16 protein-coding genes are annotated in these 16,030 nt (G+C 57.6%); 15 read left to right on the plus strand and 1 reads right to left on the minus strand.

The features are described 5' to 3' along the window. The first annotated feature begins 102 nt into the window (after positions 1-102). From H4684_RS13870 to H4684_RS13935, 14 genes are all read left to right on the plus strand, one after another. Positions 103-291, plus strand: a complete 189-nt coding sequence (locus H4684_RS13870; RefSeq protein WP_092194124.1) for a ferredoxin — start codon at positions 103-105, stop codon at positions 289-291. Positions 292-459: 168 nt separating this feature from the next. Continuing rightward, positions 460-1,161 (plus strand): YkgJ family cysteine cluster protein, encoded by a 702-nt coding sequence (locus tag H4684_RS13875; RefSeq protein ID WP_192624183.1) that lies wholly within the window; start codon positions 460-462, stop codon positions 1,159-1,161. Then, entirely contained in the window at positions 1,154-1,525 is a 372-nt protein-coding gene (locus tag H4684_RS13880; RefSeq protein WP_192624184.1) for a hypothetical protein, read from the plus strand. Before H4684_RS13875 ends, H4684_RS13880 begins: the two co-directional genes overlap by 8 nt. A gap of 10 nt (positions 1,526-1,535) precedes the next feature. Beyond that, positions 1,536-2,159, plus strand: a complete 624-nt coding sequence (locus H4684_RS13885) for a tetratricopeptide repeat protein (RefSeq protein ID WP_192624185.1) — start codon at positions 1,536-1,538, stop codon at positions 2,157-2,159. A 179-nt stretch (positions 2,160-2,338) separates the two neighbouring features. Beyond that, positions 2,339-3,652, plus strand: a complete 1,314-nt coding sequence (dsrA, locus tag H4684_RS13890; RefSeq protein WP_192624186.1) for a dissimilatory-type sulfite reductase subunit alpha — start codon at positions 2,339-2,341, stop codon at positions 3,650-3,652. Between the two features lie 14 nt (positions 3,653-3,666). Next, a complete protein-coding gene (gene dsrB / locus H4684_RS13895) occupies positions 3,667-4,827 on the plus strand; it encodes a dissimilatory-type sulfite reductase subunit beta (protein WP_192624187.1) in 1,161 nt (386 codons plus the stop codon). Positions 4,828-4,896: 69 nt separating this feature from the next. Further along, positions 4,897-5,133 (plus strand): dissimilatory sulfite reductase D family protein, encoded by a 237-nt coding sequence (locus H4684_RS13900; protein WP_092194131.1) that lies wholly within the window; start codon positions 4,897-4,899, stop codon positions 5,131-5,133. 9 nt (positions 5,134-5,142) lie between these two features. Continuing rightward, the gene (locus H4684_RS13905; RefSeq protein WP_192624188.1) at positions 5,143-6,567 is read left to right on the plus strand and encodes a cobyrinate a,c-diamide synthase; all 1,425 of its coding nucleotides are present in this window, start codon (positions 5,143-5,145) and stop codon (positions 6,565-6,567) included. 62 nt (positions 6,568-6,629) lie between these two features. Continuing rightward, positions 6,630-6,977 (plus strand): DVU0772 family protein, encoded by a 348-nt coding sequence (locus H4684_RS13910; protein ID WP_092194135.1) that lies wholly within the window; start codon positions 6,630-6,632, stop codon positions 6,975-6,977. A 171-nt stretch (positions 6,978-7,148) separates the two neighbouring features. Next, positions 7,149-7,775 (plus strand): YkgJ family cysteine cluster protein, encoded by a 627-nt coding sequence (locus tag H4684_RS13915; protein ID WP_192624189.1) that lies wholly within the window; start codon positions 7,149-7,151, stop codon positions 7,773-7,775. Between the two features lie 81 nt (positions 7,776-7,856). Continuing rightward, on the plus strand, positions 7,857-8,813 hold the full coding sequence (locus H4684_RS13920; protein WP_192624190.1) for a DnaJ C-terminal domain-containing protein: 957 nt from the start codon (positions 7,857-7,859) through the stop codon (positions 8,811-8,813). A 9-nt stretch (positions 8,814-8,822) separates the two neighbouring features. Beyond that, positions 8,823-9,137: a chaperone modulator CbpM gene (locus H4684_RS13925; protein ID WP_192624191.1), complete on the plus strand. Its 315-nt coding sequence runs from the start codon at positions 8,823-8,825 to the stop codon at positions 9,135-9,137. A 25-nt stretch (positions 9,138-9,162) separates the two neighbouring features. Then, entirely contained in the window at positions 9,163-11,757 is a 2,595-nt protein-coding gene (clpB, locus tag H4684_RS13930; RefSeq protein WP_192624192.1) for an ATP-dependent chaperone ClpB, read from the plus strand. Between the two features lie 228 nt (positions 11,758-11,985). Next, positions 11,986-13,017 (plus strand): DUF1786 domain-containing protein, encoded by a 1,032-nt coding sequence (locus H4684_RS13935; RefSeq protein WP_192624193.1) that lies wholly within the window; start codon positions 11,986-11,988, stop codon positions 13,015-13,017. Positions 13,018-13,065: 48 nt separating this feature from the next. Here H4684_RS13935 and H4684_RS13940 read toward each other — a convergent pair whose 3' ends face one another. Next, on the minus strand, positions 13,066-13,710 hold the full coding sequence (locus H4684_RS13940; protein ID WP_192624194.1) for a flavodoxin family protein: 645 nt from the start codon (positions 13,708-13,710) through the stop codon (positions 13,066-13,068). A 157-nt stretch (positions 13,711-13,867) separates the two neighbouring features. On the opposite strand from H4684_RS13940, the gene H4684_RS13945 reads away from it, so the two are divergent. Next, positions 13,868-16,006 carry a Tex family protein gene (locus H4684_RS13945; RefSeq protein ID WP_192624195.1) on the plus strand — a complete coding sequence of 713 codons (2,139 nt, stop codon included), beginning with the start codon at positions 13,868-13,870 and terminating at the stop codon, positions 16,004-16,006. Positions 16,007-16,030 lie beyond the last annotated feature (24 nt).

Consider the following 16,030-nt stretch of genomic DNA (forward strand, 5'->3'; position numbering starts at 1 on the left):
TATCAAGGCCGCTATTTAGGTTTACAGCCTTTTTGAAGGTGTGTAAGGGTCCCTTATTCAACCCGCATAAGCGGGAATTAAAAAGAATTTTGGAGGTTGATCATGGGTTATTCGGTTATCGTCGACAGCGACAAGTGCATCGGTTGTGGCGAATGTGTGGATGTTTGCCCTGTTGAAGTGTATGAGCTTCAGAATGGCAAGGCCGTCCCTGTGAACGAAGAGGAATGTCTTGGTTGCGAATCCTGCATCGAAGTTTGCGAGCAGAACGCCATCGTCATCGAAGAAAACTAGGTCTTTTTTTAATGGCAGGCCCTGCCGGGGCCTGCCAGTTACCTCCGGCAATTTCAATTTTGAACTTCACGCTGTGCCCGGTCTGAAGTAATATATCCCAAGTCCCTTTTTTTCCATGTAATCGACATTTCTGCGGGATTGAACGTATCCCAGCGAGGGAATTTCTCCATGAATCTGGATTTATCGCAATTTTTCACGGAATATGAATCGCTTGTGGCTCAAGTCGATGCCGTCTTTCAAAAGGTTTCGGGCAATTTCGCCTCTGAAGTGCGTTGCAAGGAAGGATGCAGCGATTGTTGTCACGCCCTTTTCGATGTGACGCTTATCGAGGCCATGTACCTCAATCACAAATTTTCCGAGCTTGATGAAATCCGCAGGAATGAAATTCTGATCGAGGCCGACAAGGCCGACCGCAAGGCGTATCTTCTCAAGAAAAAGGCTTCGAAAGAGGCCGGTGAAGTCGATCATTCCGAAATTCTGCTCCGGACGGCCAAGGAGCGCCTTCGTTGTCCGCTCCTCGATTCCGCGGACAAGTGCGCTCTTTACGCTTATCGTCCCATCACGTGCCGGATTTACGGCATACCTCTTGATATCGGCGGTAAATCCCATACTTGCGGTTTGTCGGGTTTCGAACCCGGTCGCCCCTACCCAGCCGTCAAGCTTGAGCGTATTCAGGACATGCTTCTGTCTCTCAGCAACCGGGTTCTGGATTCCGTAGGATCCCAGTATGCCGATTTTCGCCTGATGTACGTGCCTGTCTCCACGGCGCTCATGACGGTTTATTCCGATGAATTTTTTGGCACTGGCGGTGTCCAGGCCGAGGCGCCCATTGAGCAGGGGACTTCTGAACCCGGAGGCAAAGATGTATAGACCCATGAACATGACTGACGAGCACGAAGCGCAGAAGAAGGCCATCTATGAAAAGATGGCACCACGCAGACGCAAGTTCGTGGATCGGATAGGTTACGATCGCTGGAATCCTTTTGCCGAGCCAAAGGAGCCGATCGAATGGCGGACCGACGGAACAAAGCGCACGACTCAGCAGCTTGTGCGTGAATATTTGCAGAATCATGCCCCTGAAAAGTATAGCAATGCCTACGGGCAGGGCGTTCTTGAAATGTGTTTGGGCATGGTGAACGGTGATGAGCGATACATTGGAATGTTTGAATTTTCCAGATGGTATGCTGCAGAACTTGAAAAGCATAATATCGATATCAACGACTATATGCCCTAGGTAGGTACTTATGAAACAAAGAGCTGATTATGGTCCTAAAAGTGTCGATGCGTTAAAGGCCGCATTGCAAGATAATCCGGATTCTGCTGCACTTTTGTATAATCTGGGCGTTTCCCTGGTTGCTGACCGGAACCTGACTGAAGCGAAAAAAGCATTTGAAGAAGTGCTGGCGCTGGAGCCGAACATAGCGGAAGCTTATGTGCAGCTTGGTGGATTGGCAATGCACGAGGGTAATCTGGATGAATGTCTCAAGATGAACAAAAAAGCTGCCGAAGTACGGCCGCGCTTTGCTGTTCCGTGGGGAAATATCGGATTTGTGCACATGCAGCAGCAAAATCCGGACAAGGCTGTGAAGGCGCTTAAAAAGGCATTGAGCTTTGATCCGCAATTCATCCAGGCTCATACTACTCTTGGCAGTGCCTATCTTGCTCTAGGAGATCCGGACGGATGCATCATGCAATGCTCAAAAGCGCTCGAAATTGAACCGATGTTTGGCCCTGCATACAATAACATCGGTCTTGCGTATCTTGACAAGGGCGAACCCAAGAAGGCCATCATGTATTTTGACAAGGCTCTAGAAACCGGATTTGAGGTTGAAGCTCAAGTGCTTGAAGAAATCAAGCAGTACCGTTAAGCCAAGCCCAGACTGGGTTGAGCGAAATACAGGTTGACAAAACGGCGGCATTGTACGAAGATTCACGAGCATCAATTTTTCAGAACTAGCTGAAATTGTTAAGAGGTTGAGGGTCGCGCAGTAGTTTAATACCAGCGCGATGACTGTGCACGGTCTAATCTTTTTAAGGAGGATGTGTAATGGCTAAACATGCGACCCCGTTGCTGGATCAGCTTCAGAGCGGTCCGTGGCCGAGTTTTGTGGCGGACATCAAGGAGGAAGCCGAGAGACGTCATAAAAACGTGAATAACGTGGAATACCAGATTCCTGTTGACGTTTGCGATGACCTTCTCGGAATCCTGGAACTGTCCTATAAGGACGGCACCACTCACTGGAAGCACGGCGGAATCGTCGGTGTTTTCGGTTATGGCGGCGGCGTAATCGGTCGTTATTGTGACCAGCCCCAGATGTTCCCCGGCGTTGCTCATTTTCATACCATTCGTGTCGCTCAGCCTGCGGGCATGTACTACACGACTGATTTCCTGAAGCAGCTCTGCGACCTGTGGGACATGCGTGGCTCCGGTTTGACCAATATGCATGGCGCCACCGGCGACATCGTGTTGCTGGGAACGACCACTCCTCAGCTGGAAGAATTCTACTTTGAGCTGACCCACAAGATGAACAACGACTTGGGTGGTTCCGGTTCCAACCTGCGTACCCCCGCTTCCTGTCTTGGTGACTCCCGTTGCGAATGGGCTTGTTACGACGCTCAGGAACTGTGCTACCAGATGACTCAGGAATACCAGGACGAACTGCATCGCCCTGCTTTCCCCTACAAGTTCAAATTCAAGTTTGATGGTTGCCCGAATGGTTGTGTGGCTTCCATCGCTCGTTCCGACATGTCCTTCATCGGCACATGGCGCGACGACATCCGCATCGACCAGGAAGCTGTCGCCGCTTATGTCGGTGGCGAAATTCAGCCCAACGGCGGCGCGCATTCCGGTAAGGACTGGGGAGCCTTTGACATCCAGAAGGAAGTCATCGACCTGTGTCCCACCGAATGCATGTGGATGGAAGATGGCAAGCTGCAGATCAACAACCGCGAATGTACCCGTTGCATGCACTGTCTGAACGTCATGCCCCGCGCACTGCGCATCGGTAATGACCGCGGTCTTTCCATCCTGGTCGGCGCCAAGGCTCCGATTCTCGATGGCGCCCAGATGGGTTCCCTGCTCGTGCCCTTCATCAAGGTCGAAGATCCCTACGACGAGATCAAGGAAATCATCGAAGGTATCTGGGAATGGTGGATGGAAGAAGGCAAGAACCGTGAGCGTCTTGGTGAGCTCATCAAGCGTCAGGGCCTGGCCAAGGCCATCGCCGCTGTCGGCCTGACTCCTGTGCCCCAGCATGTTATGGAACCCCGTCACAACCCGTACATCTTCTGGAAGGAAGAGGACGTTGAAGGCGGCTGGGATCGCGACATCGCGGATTACCGTAAACACCATCAGAGATAAGAAGGGGGTTGAAAATGGCTTTTGTTTCTTCCGGATACAATCCCGAAAAACCAATGGAAAACAGGATTTCGGACATCGGCCCCCGCCATGCTTCCGACTTCTTTCCTCCGGTCATTGCCAAGAACAAAGGGCAGTGGCTGTGGCATGAAATCTGTGAACCCGGCATCCTGATGCACAAGGCCGAGAGCGGCGACGAGGTCTACACTGTTCGTTGCGGCGGCGCTCGCCTGATGTCCATCGGTCACATTCGCGAAATCTGCGAAATCGCCGACAAGTTCTGCGGTGGGCATCTGCGCTTCACCACTCGTAACAACATTGAGTTCATGGTCACCACTCTTGATGAAGCCAAGAAGCTCAAAGAATACTTGAACGCCCAGAAGTTCGACGGTGGCAGCTTCAAGTTCCCCGTTGGCGGCACCGGCGCCGGCATCACCAATATCGTCCACACCCAGGGCTGGGTCCATTGCCACACCCCTGCAACGGACGCTTCCGGTACGGTCAAGGTCGTTCTGGATGAACTCTTCGAAGAGTTCGGTCAGATGCGCATGCCTGCCCAGGTCCGCATCTCCATGGCTTGCTGTCTGAACATGTGCGGCGCCGTACACTGCTCCGACATCGCAATCCTTGGTTATCACCGCAAGCCTCCGGTCATCGACCACGAGTGGCTGGACAACCTGTGCGAAATTCCGTTGGCCGTTGCCGCCTGCCCCGTAGGCGCCATCCGTCCGACCAAGAAGGAAATCGTCACTGAAAAGGGCGAGACCAAGACCGTGAACACCGTTGCCATCAAGAACGAGCGTTGCATGTTCTGCGGTAACTGCTACACCATGTGTCCGTCCCTGCCCCTGTCCGACCAGACTGGTGACGGCCTCGTCATCATGGCTGGCGGCAAGGTTTCCAACCGCATCAGCAATCCCAAGTTCTCCAAGGTCGTCGTGGCCTTCATCCCCAACGAACCGCCTCGCTGGCCCAAGCTGGCCAAGACCATCCGCCAGATCGTCGAAGCTTACGCTGCCGACGCCCGCAAGTATGAGCGTGTTGGTGACTGGGCAGAGCGCATTGGTTGGGAGCGTTTCTTCGAGAAGTGCGGGCTGGATTTCTCCGAGCACATGATTGATGACTTCCGTGATCCTGCATACTACACTTGGCGCCAGACCACGAACTTCAAGTTCTAAACTGGTCGCTGAGAACCGACAACCTATAGGGCCGACGCAAGTCGGCCCTAAACCATAAGAGAGGCGAGCATGGCAGATCCTAAAGAGATCGTGTTGGAGTTCATCCAGTCCAAGTCCAAGCAGAAATCGAAGTTTTACTTCAATGACTTGGCCGCTCTTTTTCCCGATATGAAGATGCGCGAAGCCAAAAAAGTAATCAACCAGCTTGTGTCTGAAGGTGTTCTTGAATACTGGTCCAGCGGCAGCACCACCATGTACGGTGTTCCCGGCGCTGGAAAGCAGGCACACACAGAAGGCGAAGATTAAGATTTCCTGATGCCTGCCTCTTCACTGACGTGTCCCCGGATACTTGTTGCCGGCCTTGGTGGCGGTTCCGGCAAGACTATCGTCAGCTTGGGGCTGGCTCGCGCCTTCACAGAACAAGGCCTGACAGTTCAGGCCTTCAAGAAGGGTCCAGATTATATTGATGCCAAGTGGCTAGGTTTAGCCAGTCGGAGCATCACAAGCAATCTGGATCCTTTTTTATTGTCTTCCGAAGTGCTTCGGAACCTTTTCTGGTCCAGGGCGCGGAGCTTTGATCTGGCTCTGCTGGAAGGCAACCGGGGGCTCTATGACGGCAAGGATGTGCTCGGGTCCTGTTCATCCGCCGAACTTGCCAAATCTCTCAAATGTCCTGTCATCATCGTGGCCGACTGCACCAAGGTGACGAGGACCATGGCCGCCATCATTCTTGGCCTGACCATGTTCGATCCCGAAGTGGATATCCGGGGCGTGATCCTGAACCGGACCGCCGGCGGCAGACATCAAAAGATTCTGCGCCAATCCATCGAGAAGTATACCGATGTGCAGGTTCTTGGTGTTCTGCCCAAGCTTTCGGAAAATCCCATCCCGGAACGGCACATGGGGCTCATCTCCGATGCCGAGTACAGCCGGGACCCCTTTTCAGAGCTTGCCGCATTTTTGCGCACCCATGCCGACCTTGATGCCTGTCTGAATATTGCCCGCCAAGCTCCTGCCGTCGAAATGGATCTGGCTCCGCTTTATCCAACTTCTCGAACAACCTCCCCTGTGCGCATCGGTGTCGCCCGCGATGCCGCGCTATGGTTTTATTATCAGGAAAATTTCGAGGCACTGCGCCATGCCGGAGCCGAATTGGTTGAATTCAGCCTTCTGACAGACCACGAGATTCCCGCAGTCGATGCCGTTTACATGGGTGGTGGGTTTCCCGAGACGTTGGCGGAGGGTTTGACTCAAAACGCCTCCATGCGAAAGTCAGTGAGAGAGCGCGTCCTTGGCGGCATGCCGCTTTATGCCGAATGCGGCGGACTCATGTACTTGAGTCGGGAGCTTCACTACGAAGGCGTTTCCTACCCCATGGCTGATGTTTTCCCGCTGGACACCAAGGTTTTCAAAAAGCCGCAGGGGCACGGGTATACGAGCGCTCTCATAGCCTCTCCAAACCCGTTCTATCCTCTCCAGACCCGTCTGACGGGACATGAATTTCACTATTCCCGCTGCGTCGATACCAGCGGCATAGATTCTTTTGTCTTTCAGATCGAACTCGGGCAGGGCATGGCCAAGGGGCATGATGGCGTCTTGCATCGAAATTGTCTGGCCGGCTATACGCACATGCATGCCTTGGGGAATCCGCTCTGGGCCGGGAATTTCGTTTCAGCCGCCAGGATTTACAGGGATTGCCGTAACGCCGGACGAGTGTGCCCTGATATCAGACTGAAATAGTCCCCTTGACGTTTCTAGTAATTGTTATTAATAATTCATCTCAAGAGAAACGGAGGTGAATTATGGGACAGTTAAGAGCTTTCAAGGACCTGATAATCGATTGGGAAATGACCCCTGAAGATGCGGTCGCCATTTATCTGGAATGGGGAAACAACGGTTATCGCGGTGGCTACCAGTACGCAGTCAAGGGAAAGGAAGATCATTCTCACTACTTTGTCGTGAATACCTGGGATGATAAGCCGATAGTCACGCTTTTGTACCGCAACTCCGATGGAGCCGACGAACTGGCCGTGTTGCCGCTTCCTGAAAAACTGGCCGACAAGTTCATGAAGGGCGTGTACAACCACAAGGGCATTTATCCCGTCAACGCTGATGTGAAGCAGTGGCTTGAGAGTGAACTCTACAACTAGCTACTGAAACCATCTCGCAAATATCCTCGAAAAGCCGGCAAGTCCGGCTTTTCGCTTTTCCGGGGCATTGACTGTTTTGGTCATGGGGCTATCAGAATGAAGCAGGCGACGATGGGAGCTGGACGAGCAGTTTTTCGAGTGTTGACCTGATCTTAAGACCGTGGAGAGAAAATGACGTTGAGTACATGTCGGCGATGCGGAACATGTTGTGAAAAGGGGGGGCCCGCTTTGCACGAGGCGGACAAGGGATTGCTTGAACACATTCCCATGAAGGATGTCGTGTGCCTGCGTCGTGGGGAGTTGGCTTTTGATCCACGGACACAGACCTTGCAGCCTTTGCCTTTGGAATTGATGAAGATTCGCGGCAAAGGCGCGGGCTGGGAATGCGTATATTTCCTGTCCCGGGAAAAGTCGTGCTCGGTGTACGACCATAGGCCTCTTGAATGCAGGTCTCTTTTTTGTGCCGACACCGATGCGATCCACAAGGCCATGGCCGAACCGACTTTGTCCCGAGAAGACATAGTTGAAAACGGATCGGGGCTTTGGTCCTGCATCGAAGAGCATGAAAGCAGTTTTTCCATGACGCAAGCCCTTCACCTGGCCAAGACTGAGCGAGACTCCGCGAACGCGATCTGTTCCGAACTCGACGGCCTGATCAGACGGGAGATCCATTTCAGGCGGGTTCTCGCCGAAAAGGTGGGGGCCGTGGACGAGGATTTATGGGCGTATTTCGGACGTCCTCTTTGGCTTGCACTTTTACCGTTGAACCCCGAATTTTCGAGTTATGATCAAGTCTGAAATTTTGTGTCAAATTGTTGACTTGACTCGGCTGGGTATTATCTATTCGCGTACATTACGAGCATAAGGAGTGGTACTGCTTTGGAATATAAAGATTATTACAATCTGCTCGGAGTGGCCAAGGGTGCAAGCCAGGAAGAGATAAGCAAGGCTTTCAAGAAGCTTGCCCGCAAATATCATCCCGACTTGAACCCGAGCGATCCTGCCGCCGAAGGCAAGTTCAAGGAAATCAACGAAGCCTACGAAGTCTTGAAGGATCCGGAAAAGCGAAAGCTTTACGATTCACTGGGACCAAACTGGAAGGAAGGGCAGAATTTTCAGCCGCCTCCGGGATATGAGAATTTCCAGTTTCGTTCCGGCGGATTCGGCGGAGAGGGTTTCAGCGATTTTTTTGAAACGATTTTTGGTCAGGCCGGAGGTTTTGGCCAGTCCGGAGGCTTCGGGAGTCGCTTTGGCGGTGATCCTTTCGGGCGCTCCATGCGCAGCAAGGGCCGCGACGCTGAGGTGCGCCTGACCCTGAGCATGGAAGAAGCCTATCGCGGCGGTCTCAAGACCATCACCCTGCAGGAGCAGGTCCGCGGCGCCGACGGCATGCCGCACCTGCAGTCCAAGACCCTGGAGGTCAACATCCCGGCGGGTGTGAAGGATGGCGCCAAGATCCGCCTCTCCGGCCAGGGTTCTCCGGGATCAGGCGGCGGCCCGGCAGGCGACCTGTTGTTGCAAGTCTCCATAGCCGAGCATCCCTTGTTTCGCCTCGAAGGCGTGAACGTGATCCATGATCTGCGTCTGGCGCCCTGGGAGGCCGTGCTTGGCTGCTCGGTACGCATCCCAACCCTGGACGGCCCTGTGGACATGAACATTCCGGCGGGCCTGAGCAGCGGTCAGAAGTTACGTTTGGCCGGCAAGGGGCTTGGCAAGGGCGCGAGTCAGGGAGACCAGTTCGTGCGCATAGTCATCCGGTCGCCCAAGTCCTTGACGGATCGGGAGCGTGAACTCTGGGACGAACTGTCCGCAATATCCACATTTCAGGCCAGGTAGGAGCGGGGAATGACACTTGTGCAGATTCACGAACATGGGCTTCCGGCGACTTCCGAACGCATTGGCACCAGGGAGTTTCTGGAACTGACCGGCCTCACCGAAGATACACTTTTGGAACTTGTACGCATGGATTGGATCGTGCCATCCACAACGGCCCAGCAGGAATTCCTGTTTGTGCGCATGGATGTGCTGCGTGGTCGAAAGTACAGGCGGCTATGTGCTGATTTTGAGCTGTGCCCTGTGGCGGGCATCATCATTGTCGATCTGCTGGAACGCATCGATCATTTGGAAGAGCGATTGCGCAATCTGTCAAATCGGATTTGACGACGCTGATAAAGGGAGGAATCTCATGGATCTTGGTAAATTCACGCAAAAATCACAGCAGGCAGTGGCCGAGGCCCAGGCCGTGGCCATTCGTCTGGGGCATCAGCAGGTTGATGCGGATCATCTGTTCCGCGCCCTGGTCGATCAGGAGAACGGACTGGTCCCGCGCCTTCTGGAAAGGGCCGGATACGATGTCCGAGCCCTGACTGCAGCCCTGGACCAGGAGCTGGGCAAGATGCCGCGTGTCAGCGGCCCCGGAGCCCAGCCCGGACAGATATACGTCACCCAGCGCATGAACGAGGTCATGCTCGCGGCCCAGGATTTGGCCAAGAAGATGCAGGACGAATACGTCAGCGTGGAACACGTGTTGCTGGCCATTCTGGAAAAACCCGGAACGGGACCCAGCGCCGTGGTGCTGCGCCAGTTCGGACTGACCAAGGACAAGATTCTGGCCGTGCTGGCAGAGGTGCGCGGCAATCAGCGGGTCACATCGGACAACCCCGAGGAAACCTACGACGCGTTCAAGAAATACGGTCGCGATCTGGTCGATGACGCGCGCAAGGGAAGGCTCGATCCCGTCATCGGCCGTGATTCCGAGATTCGGCGCTGCATTCGCATCCTGTCCCGCCGCACCAAGAACAACCCGGTCATGATCGGCGAGGCCGGTGTCGGCAAGACGGCCATCGTCGAGGGCCTGGCCCAGCGCATCCTGAACAGGGACGTGCCAGAGGGTCTCAAGGACAAGACCGTCTTCGCCCTCGACATGGGCGCGCTCATCGCCGGAGCCAAGTATCGCGGCGAATTCGAGGAGCGCCTCAAGGCCGTTTTGAAGGAGGTGCAGAAGTCCGAAGGGCGCGTCATCCTCTTCATCGACGAGCTGCACACCATCGTCGGCGCGGGCAAGACGGAAGGCGCCATGGATGCGGGCAATCTCTTGAAGCCCATGCTGGCGCGCGGCGAGCTTCACTGCATCGGCGCGACCACTCTCGACGAGTATCGCAAATACATCGAGAAGGACCCGGCCCTGGAGCGCCGCTTCCAGCCAGTGCTGGTGGAAGAGCCCAGCGTCGAGGACGCCATTTCCATTCTGCGCGGCCTTCGGGAGCGCTTTGAAGTCCATCACGGGGTGCGCATCTCCGATTCGGCCCTGGTCACCGCCGTGACTCTGTCCAGCCGCTACATCTCGGACCGGCAGCTCCCCGACAAGGCCATCGATCTCATCGACGAGGCCGCGGCCATGATCCGCACGGAGATCGACTCCCTGCCCACGGAACTCGACGAGATCAACCGAAAAGCCATGCAGCTGGAGATCGAACGCGAAGCCCTGCGCCGCGAAACCGATGCCGCGTCGCGTGAACGGCTGGAGCGTCTGGAAAAGGAACTGGCCGAGCTCAAGGAAAGCCAGACGGGCCTCAAGGCGCAATGGGAACGGGAAAAGAGCGGCATCGACGAAATCAGCCAGCTCAAGAAGGATCTGGAGGCGACCAAGGAGGCCATCGCCAAGGCCGAGCGCGAATACGACCTGAACAGGGCGGCGGAACTCAAATACAGCCGTCTCATCGAGCTTGAGCGCAAGCTTGAGGCGCTCTCGGGCGGAAACGACGGCGAACAGCGGCTTCTGCGCGAAGAGGTCGGTCCTGACGACATCGCGGCCATCATCTCCAAGTGGACCGGCATCCCCGTGGTCAAGCTGGTCGAGGGAGAGCGCGAGAAGCTTTTGAAACTTGGGGACATTCTCCACGAGCGGGTCATCGGCCAGGACGAGGCCGTGCAGGCCGTGGCCGACGCGGTGCTGCGTGCCCGGGCGGGACTCAAGAACCCGCGGCGCCCCATTGGTTCCTTCATGTTCCTTGGGCCCACGGGCGTGGGCAAGACCGAGCTGTGCAAGACCCTGGCGAAAAGCCTCTTCGATACCGAGGAGAACATGGTGCGCCTGGACATGAGCGAATACATGGAAAAGCACACCGTGGCCCGGCTCATCGGAGCCCCTCCCGGTTACATCGGCTATGACGAGGGCGGCCAGCTGACCGAGGCCGTGCGGCGCAAGCCATACAGCGTGGTGCTCTTCGACGAGATCGAGAAGGCGCATCCCGACGTCTTCAACGTGCTTCTGCAGATCCTCGACGATGGTCGCCTGACCGACAGTCACGGCCGGACCGTGGACTTCAAGAACACGATCATCATCATGACCTCGAACATCGGCTCGCCCATGCTTCTGGATGGAATCAGCCAGACCGGAGAGCTGCGCGAGGGCGTGCGTGAAGGAGTGATGGGGGTGCTGCGCGGGCATTTCCGCCCTGAGTTCCTGAACCGGGTGGACGAGATCGTGCTCTTCAAGCCGCTTCTTATCGAACAGATCAAGCGCATCATTGAATTGCTTCTGGATAACCTGCAGACGCGCCTGGATGAGCGCAAGATCACCCTTGAGCTGACCGAAAGGGCCAAGGAATTCATCGCCCGCGAGGCCTATGACCCTGTCTATGGCGCGCGGCCGCTGCTTAGATACCTGCAACACCATCTGGAAACGCCGCTGGCCCGGGAGATCATCGGCGGCCGCCTGCACGACGGGCAGAAAGTGGTGGTGGATGAACTGGACGGAACCCTTGGTTTTGAACTCTAGATACCGCGATCGGATCCGATCGGCCGGCTTCGGCAGACCATGCCGGGGCCGGCTTTTTTTTGTGCTTCTGGCTTGAATTCAGGAACAATCCGGACGCAAGGCGTGGCTTCATTTCTGGACCTTGCGTCCGAAACGGATTAACTCGGCTTGCTTTGGCCCGCGAATGCGTATGACTCTTCCCTGCGCACCGCGCCGTGGACGCGGAAGCATATTTCAAGGAGCAACGGCATGACAGCCAAGACCTGTCTCATTCTCGACATCGGCAGCGGCACCCAGGATGTTCTCTTGTACCAGGAGGGCCTGGAACTGGAAAACTGCCCCAAGTTCATCCTGCCTTCGCCTGCCCGGACCGTGGCGGCCCGCATCCGGGAACTGACCGCGCTCGGACGGGACATCTATCTTCATGGTCAGAACATGGGCGGCGGATTCTGGCGGGCGGTCAAGGCCCATCAGGACGCGGGGCTCAAGGTCTTCGCGCATCCGGACGCGGCGCTGGCTCTGGGGGATGATCTGGATCAGGTGCGCGGGCATGGCATCGACATTACTTCGGTCCCGCCGCTTTCGGCATCCCAGGTGCTTCTGACGGATTTCGATCCCGGTTTCTGGCGCGGTCTGTTGCAGCACGCCGGTCTGCCCCAGCCCGACCTGGTCCTGGCCTGCGTCCAGGATCACGGCTTCCATCCCGGCAAGAGCAACCGCATTTCGCGTTTCGCATACTGGGAGCGCTTCATGAACGAGGACGGCGGCGACCTGTCCCGCCTCCTTTATGCGGACCCGCCGGAAGAGATGACCCGCCTGCAGTGCCTGCGCCGCTCCATCGGCGTGGGACTCGTGGCCGATACGGGTTCCGCCGCCCTGCTCGGGGCCCTCTTCGATCCCGGAGTCGAACGCACGGCGAACACCGAAGGCGTGCTCGTGCTCAATGTCGGCAACAGCCACACCATCGCTTTTCTTGTGCTCGGGCGCCAAGTTCTGGGCGTTTATGAACATCATACCGGACACCTGGACGAGACCAAGCTGCTGGATCATCTGGCGCGGTTTCGGCGTGGGGAGCTTGATAACCAGGAAGTCTTCGATGACGGAGGCCATGGCTGCGTGACTGTCGCGGATCTGCCCGATGGCTTTCGGCGCATCGTGGTTCTCGGCCCCCGGCGCGCCTTGCTGGCCGACGCCAAAGTGGAATTCCTGGCTCCGGGCGGCGACATGATGCTGGCGGGGTGCTTCGGGCTCTTGAAAGGATGGCGGGAGGCGGGCTGGTAATCCGGCCGTTCTGGCCCGCAAGCTCGGCCCATTGACGAGCGCGGGCCCTCAGCTCAGCAGCGCGTCGGCCAGCTCCGACCCGAGCCGTTCGGCCCGGATGAGCGCCTCGCCGTCTTCCTTGACCTTGCCTTTCTCGAACACCCTGAACACGGGCATCACCCCGATGACTTCGTACCCGAGGGCTTCCAGGGGCAGGCGCATGGCGTCGACGGTGAAGCCCATGTCCCTTTCGTCCACCTGTTCGCAGATGGCCCCGATGACGGCCTTGCGGCCCTGGCCGGACAGACGGCTGGACCAGCCCCGGGGACATTCCCGGTTGAAGTTGTAGAAGCAGTACATGCGGTCGATGAAGGCTTTCATCCAGGCCGTGATGTTGTAGTTATGGGTGGGCGAGACCAGGATGAGACCGCGTGATTCGAGGATGTCCGGGTACAGAAAGGACATGCCGTCCGTGAGGCCGGTGCAGATCTTGTCTTTCCGGCACTTTTCGCAGCCGACGCAACCCTGAAAACTCACGTCGCGCAGGTGTATGCCATGGGTCTCGACCTTGTGCTTGCGGGCCCCGTCGATCATGGATCTGAGCAGGGTGTCGGAGTTCCCGCCTTTTCTGGGGCTCCCGCCGATGCCCAGTATCCTGGCTTGCGGTGGGGTGAGGTCGGTGCCTTTGCTGATGAGGTGTTCCCGTGCGTTCATGGTCAGGCCTCCTGGTAAAGGGTTTCGGGTGCCGGATGTCCGCGCCGTCGCTTGGTTTGGGGGTACACCGGGAAGTTTTTTCTGTCGATGAAGGAGGCGCCTGGCCTTCGCCGCCATGAAGGCGCATTTTTCGTCACCAACCCAAAGGGAGAAACACATGTCGGGAACGGATATATATCAACGCATAAGCGCCACATGCGCCATTCCAAAGGGGCAGGTCGAGAGCGTGGTCGCGCTTCTGGACGAGGGCGGGACGGTGCCTTTCATCGCCCGCTATCGCAAAGAGCGCACCGGCGGACTTGATGAGGTCGCCATCCAGAACGTGCGTGACGCGCTCGAAAGCGGCCGCGAGCTGGACAAGCGCCGTGAGGCCATCCTTGGGAGCCTGACCGAACGGGGGCTTTTGACCGACGCCCTGGGGCAGGCCGTCCGGAAGTCTGTCACGCTGGCCGAACTCGAAGATATCTACCTGCCGTACCGACCCAAGAAGCGCACCCGGGCGACCATGGCCAAAGAGAGGGGCCTTGAGCCTCTGGCGCAGGCTATTCTGGCCGGAAAAGTGGTGCCGGAAGCCGCTGCGTCCGGGTTCATCAACCCGGAACTGGACGTGCCGGACGTGCAGAGCGCACTGGCCGGCGCACAGGATATCATCGCCGAAATCATGAGCGAGGATCGGCGCTGCCGCGAGGGCATGCGCAGGCTTTTTGCGGCGGGGGGCGTCATTGCCTCCTCCGTGCGCAAGGGCAAGGACGAGGCGGGCGAGAAGTATCGAGATTATTTCGACTGGCGCGAAACCGCCCGCACGGCGGCTGGGCATCGCATTCTGGCCATGCTGCGCGGCGAGCGCGAAAAGATTCTCTCCCTGTCCCTGCGTCCCGATCAGGATAAGGCCCTGACCGGTCTGGCCAATCTCTTTGCCTTCCCGAAGGGGCCTTGTCACGCGGTGGTACAGGAGGCCGTGGCCGACGGGTATTCCCGCTTGCTGGCCCCGTCGCTGGAAACCGAGCTTTGGGGCGAGCTTCGGGCCAAGGCCGACGCTGAGGCCATCGGCGTTTTCGCGGCCAATCTGCGAGAACTGCTTTTGGCTCCGCCGTTGGGCCCGCGCCGGATTCTGGCCCTGGACCCCGGCCTGCGCACCGGCGCCAAGCTCGTCTGCCTGGATGAGCAGGGCAATCTGCTGCACTGGCAGACGATTTTTCCCGTCGGAAGCAAGGGGCAGGCCGAAGAGGCGGGGCGGGTCATCACGGCGCTGGTCAAGAGCCACCGCGTGCAGGCCATTGCCGTTGGCAACGGCACGGGCGGGCGCGAGACCGAGACCTTCGTGCGCGGCCTGGGCCTGCCTGCCGAGGTGGATGTGATTCTGGTCAACGAAGCCGGGGCCTCGGTCTATTCCGCATCCGAGATAGCGCGCCGGGAGTTTCCGGATCTGGATCTGACCTATCGCGGCGCGGTGTCCATCGGCCGCAGGCTCATGGACCCCCTGGCCGAGCTGGTCAAGATCGACCCCAAGTCCATAGGCGTTGGCCAGTACCAGCACGACGTCGATCAGACGGCCTTGAAGAAGAGCCTGGGCGACGTGGTCGTGTCCTGCGTCAATCAGGTCGGCGTGGATGTGAACACGGCCAGTCCCGAGCTGTTGGCCCATGTCTCGGGCCTTGGGCCCGTACTGGCGACGAACATCGTCGAGCATCGCCGCGAGAACGGCCCTTTCACGGACCGCAAGGGCATCCTCAAGGTCAAGCGTCTGGGACCCAAGGCTTTTGAGCAGTGCGCGGGTTTCCTGCGCATCGTGGGCGGCAAAAACCCGTTGGACGGAAGCGCCATCCACCCGGAGCGGTACACACTGGTGGGGCGCATGGCCAAGGATGCTGGCTGTAGCGTTGAGGATTTGCTGAGGGATGAAAGCGCCCGCAAGGGCATCGAGCTCGGCAGGTATGTGGACGGTGAGGTGGGCCTTCCAACCCTGAGGGACATCATGGCGGAGCTTGAAAAGCCTGGCCGCGATCCCCGTCCGGCGTTCCAGGTTTTTCGCTTCGCCGACGTGCACGACATATCGGACCTGCACCCGGGCATGACCGTGCCGGGCATCGTCACCAATGTGACGCGCTTTGGAGCCTTCGTGGATGTGGGGGTGCACCAGGACGGGCTGGTACACATCAGTAATCTGGCCGACCGCTACGTCAGTGATCCGGGCGAAGTGGTCCGTGCAGGACAGCAGGTGCGGGTCACGGTGCTGGAGGTGGATGCCAAGCGCAGGCGCATAGGGCTGTCCATGCGTTCGGGGCCGGCTGGCTGAGACGCCTGCGGGCGGCCGGCTTGT

The organism is Desulfomicrobium macestii, assembly GCF_014873765.1.
GTDB classification, from domain to species: Bacteria; Desulfobacterota; Desulfovibrionia; order Desulfovibrionales; family Desulfomicrobiaceae; genus Desulfomicrobium; species Desulfomicrobium macestii.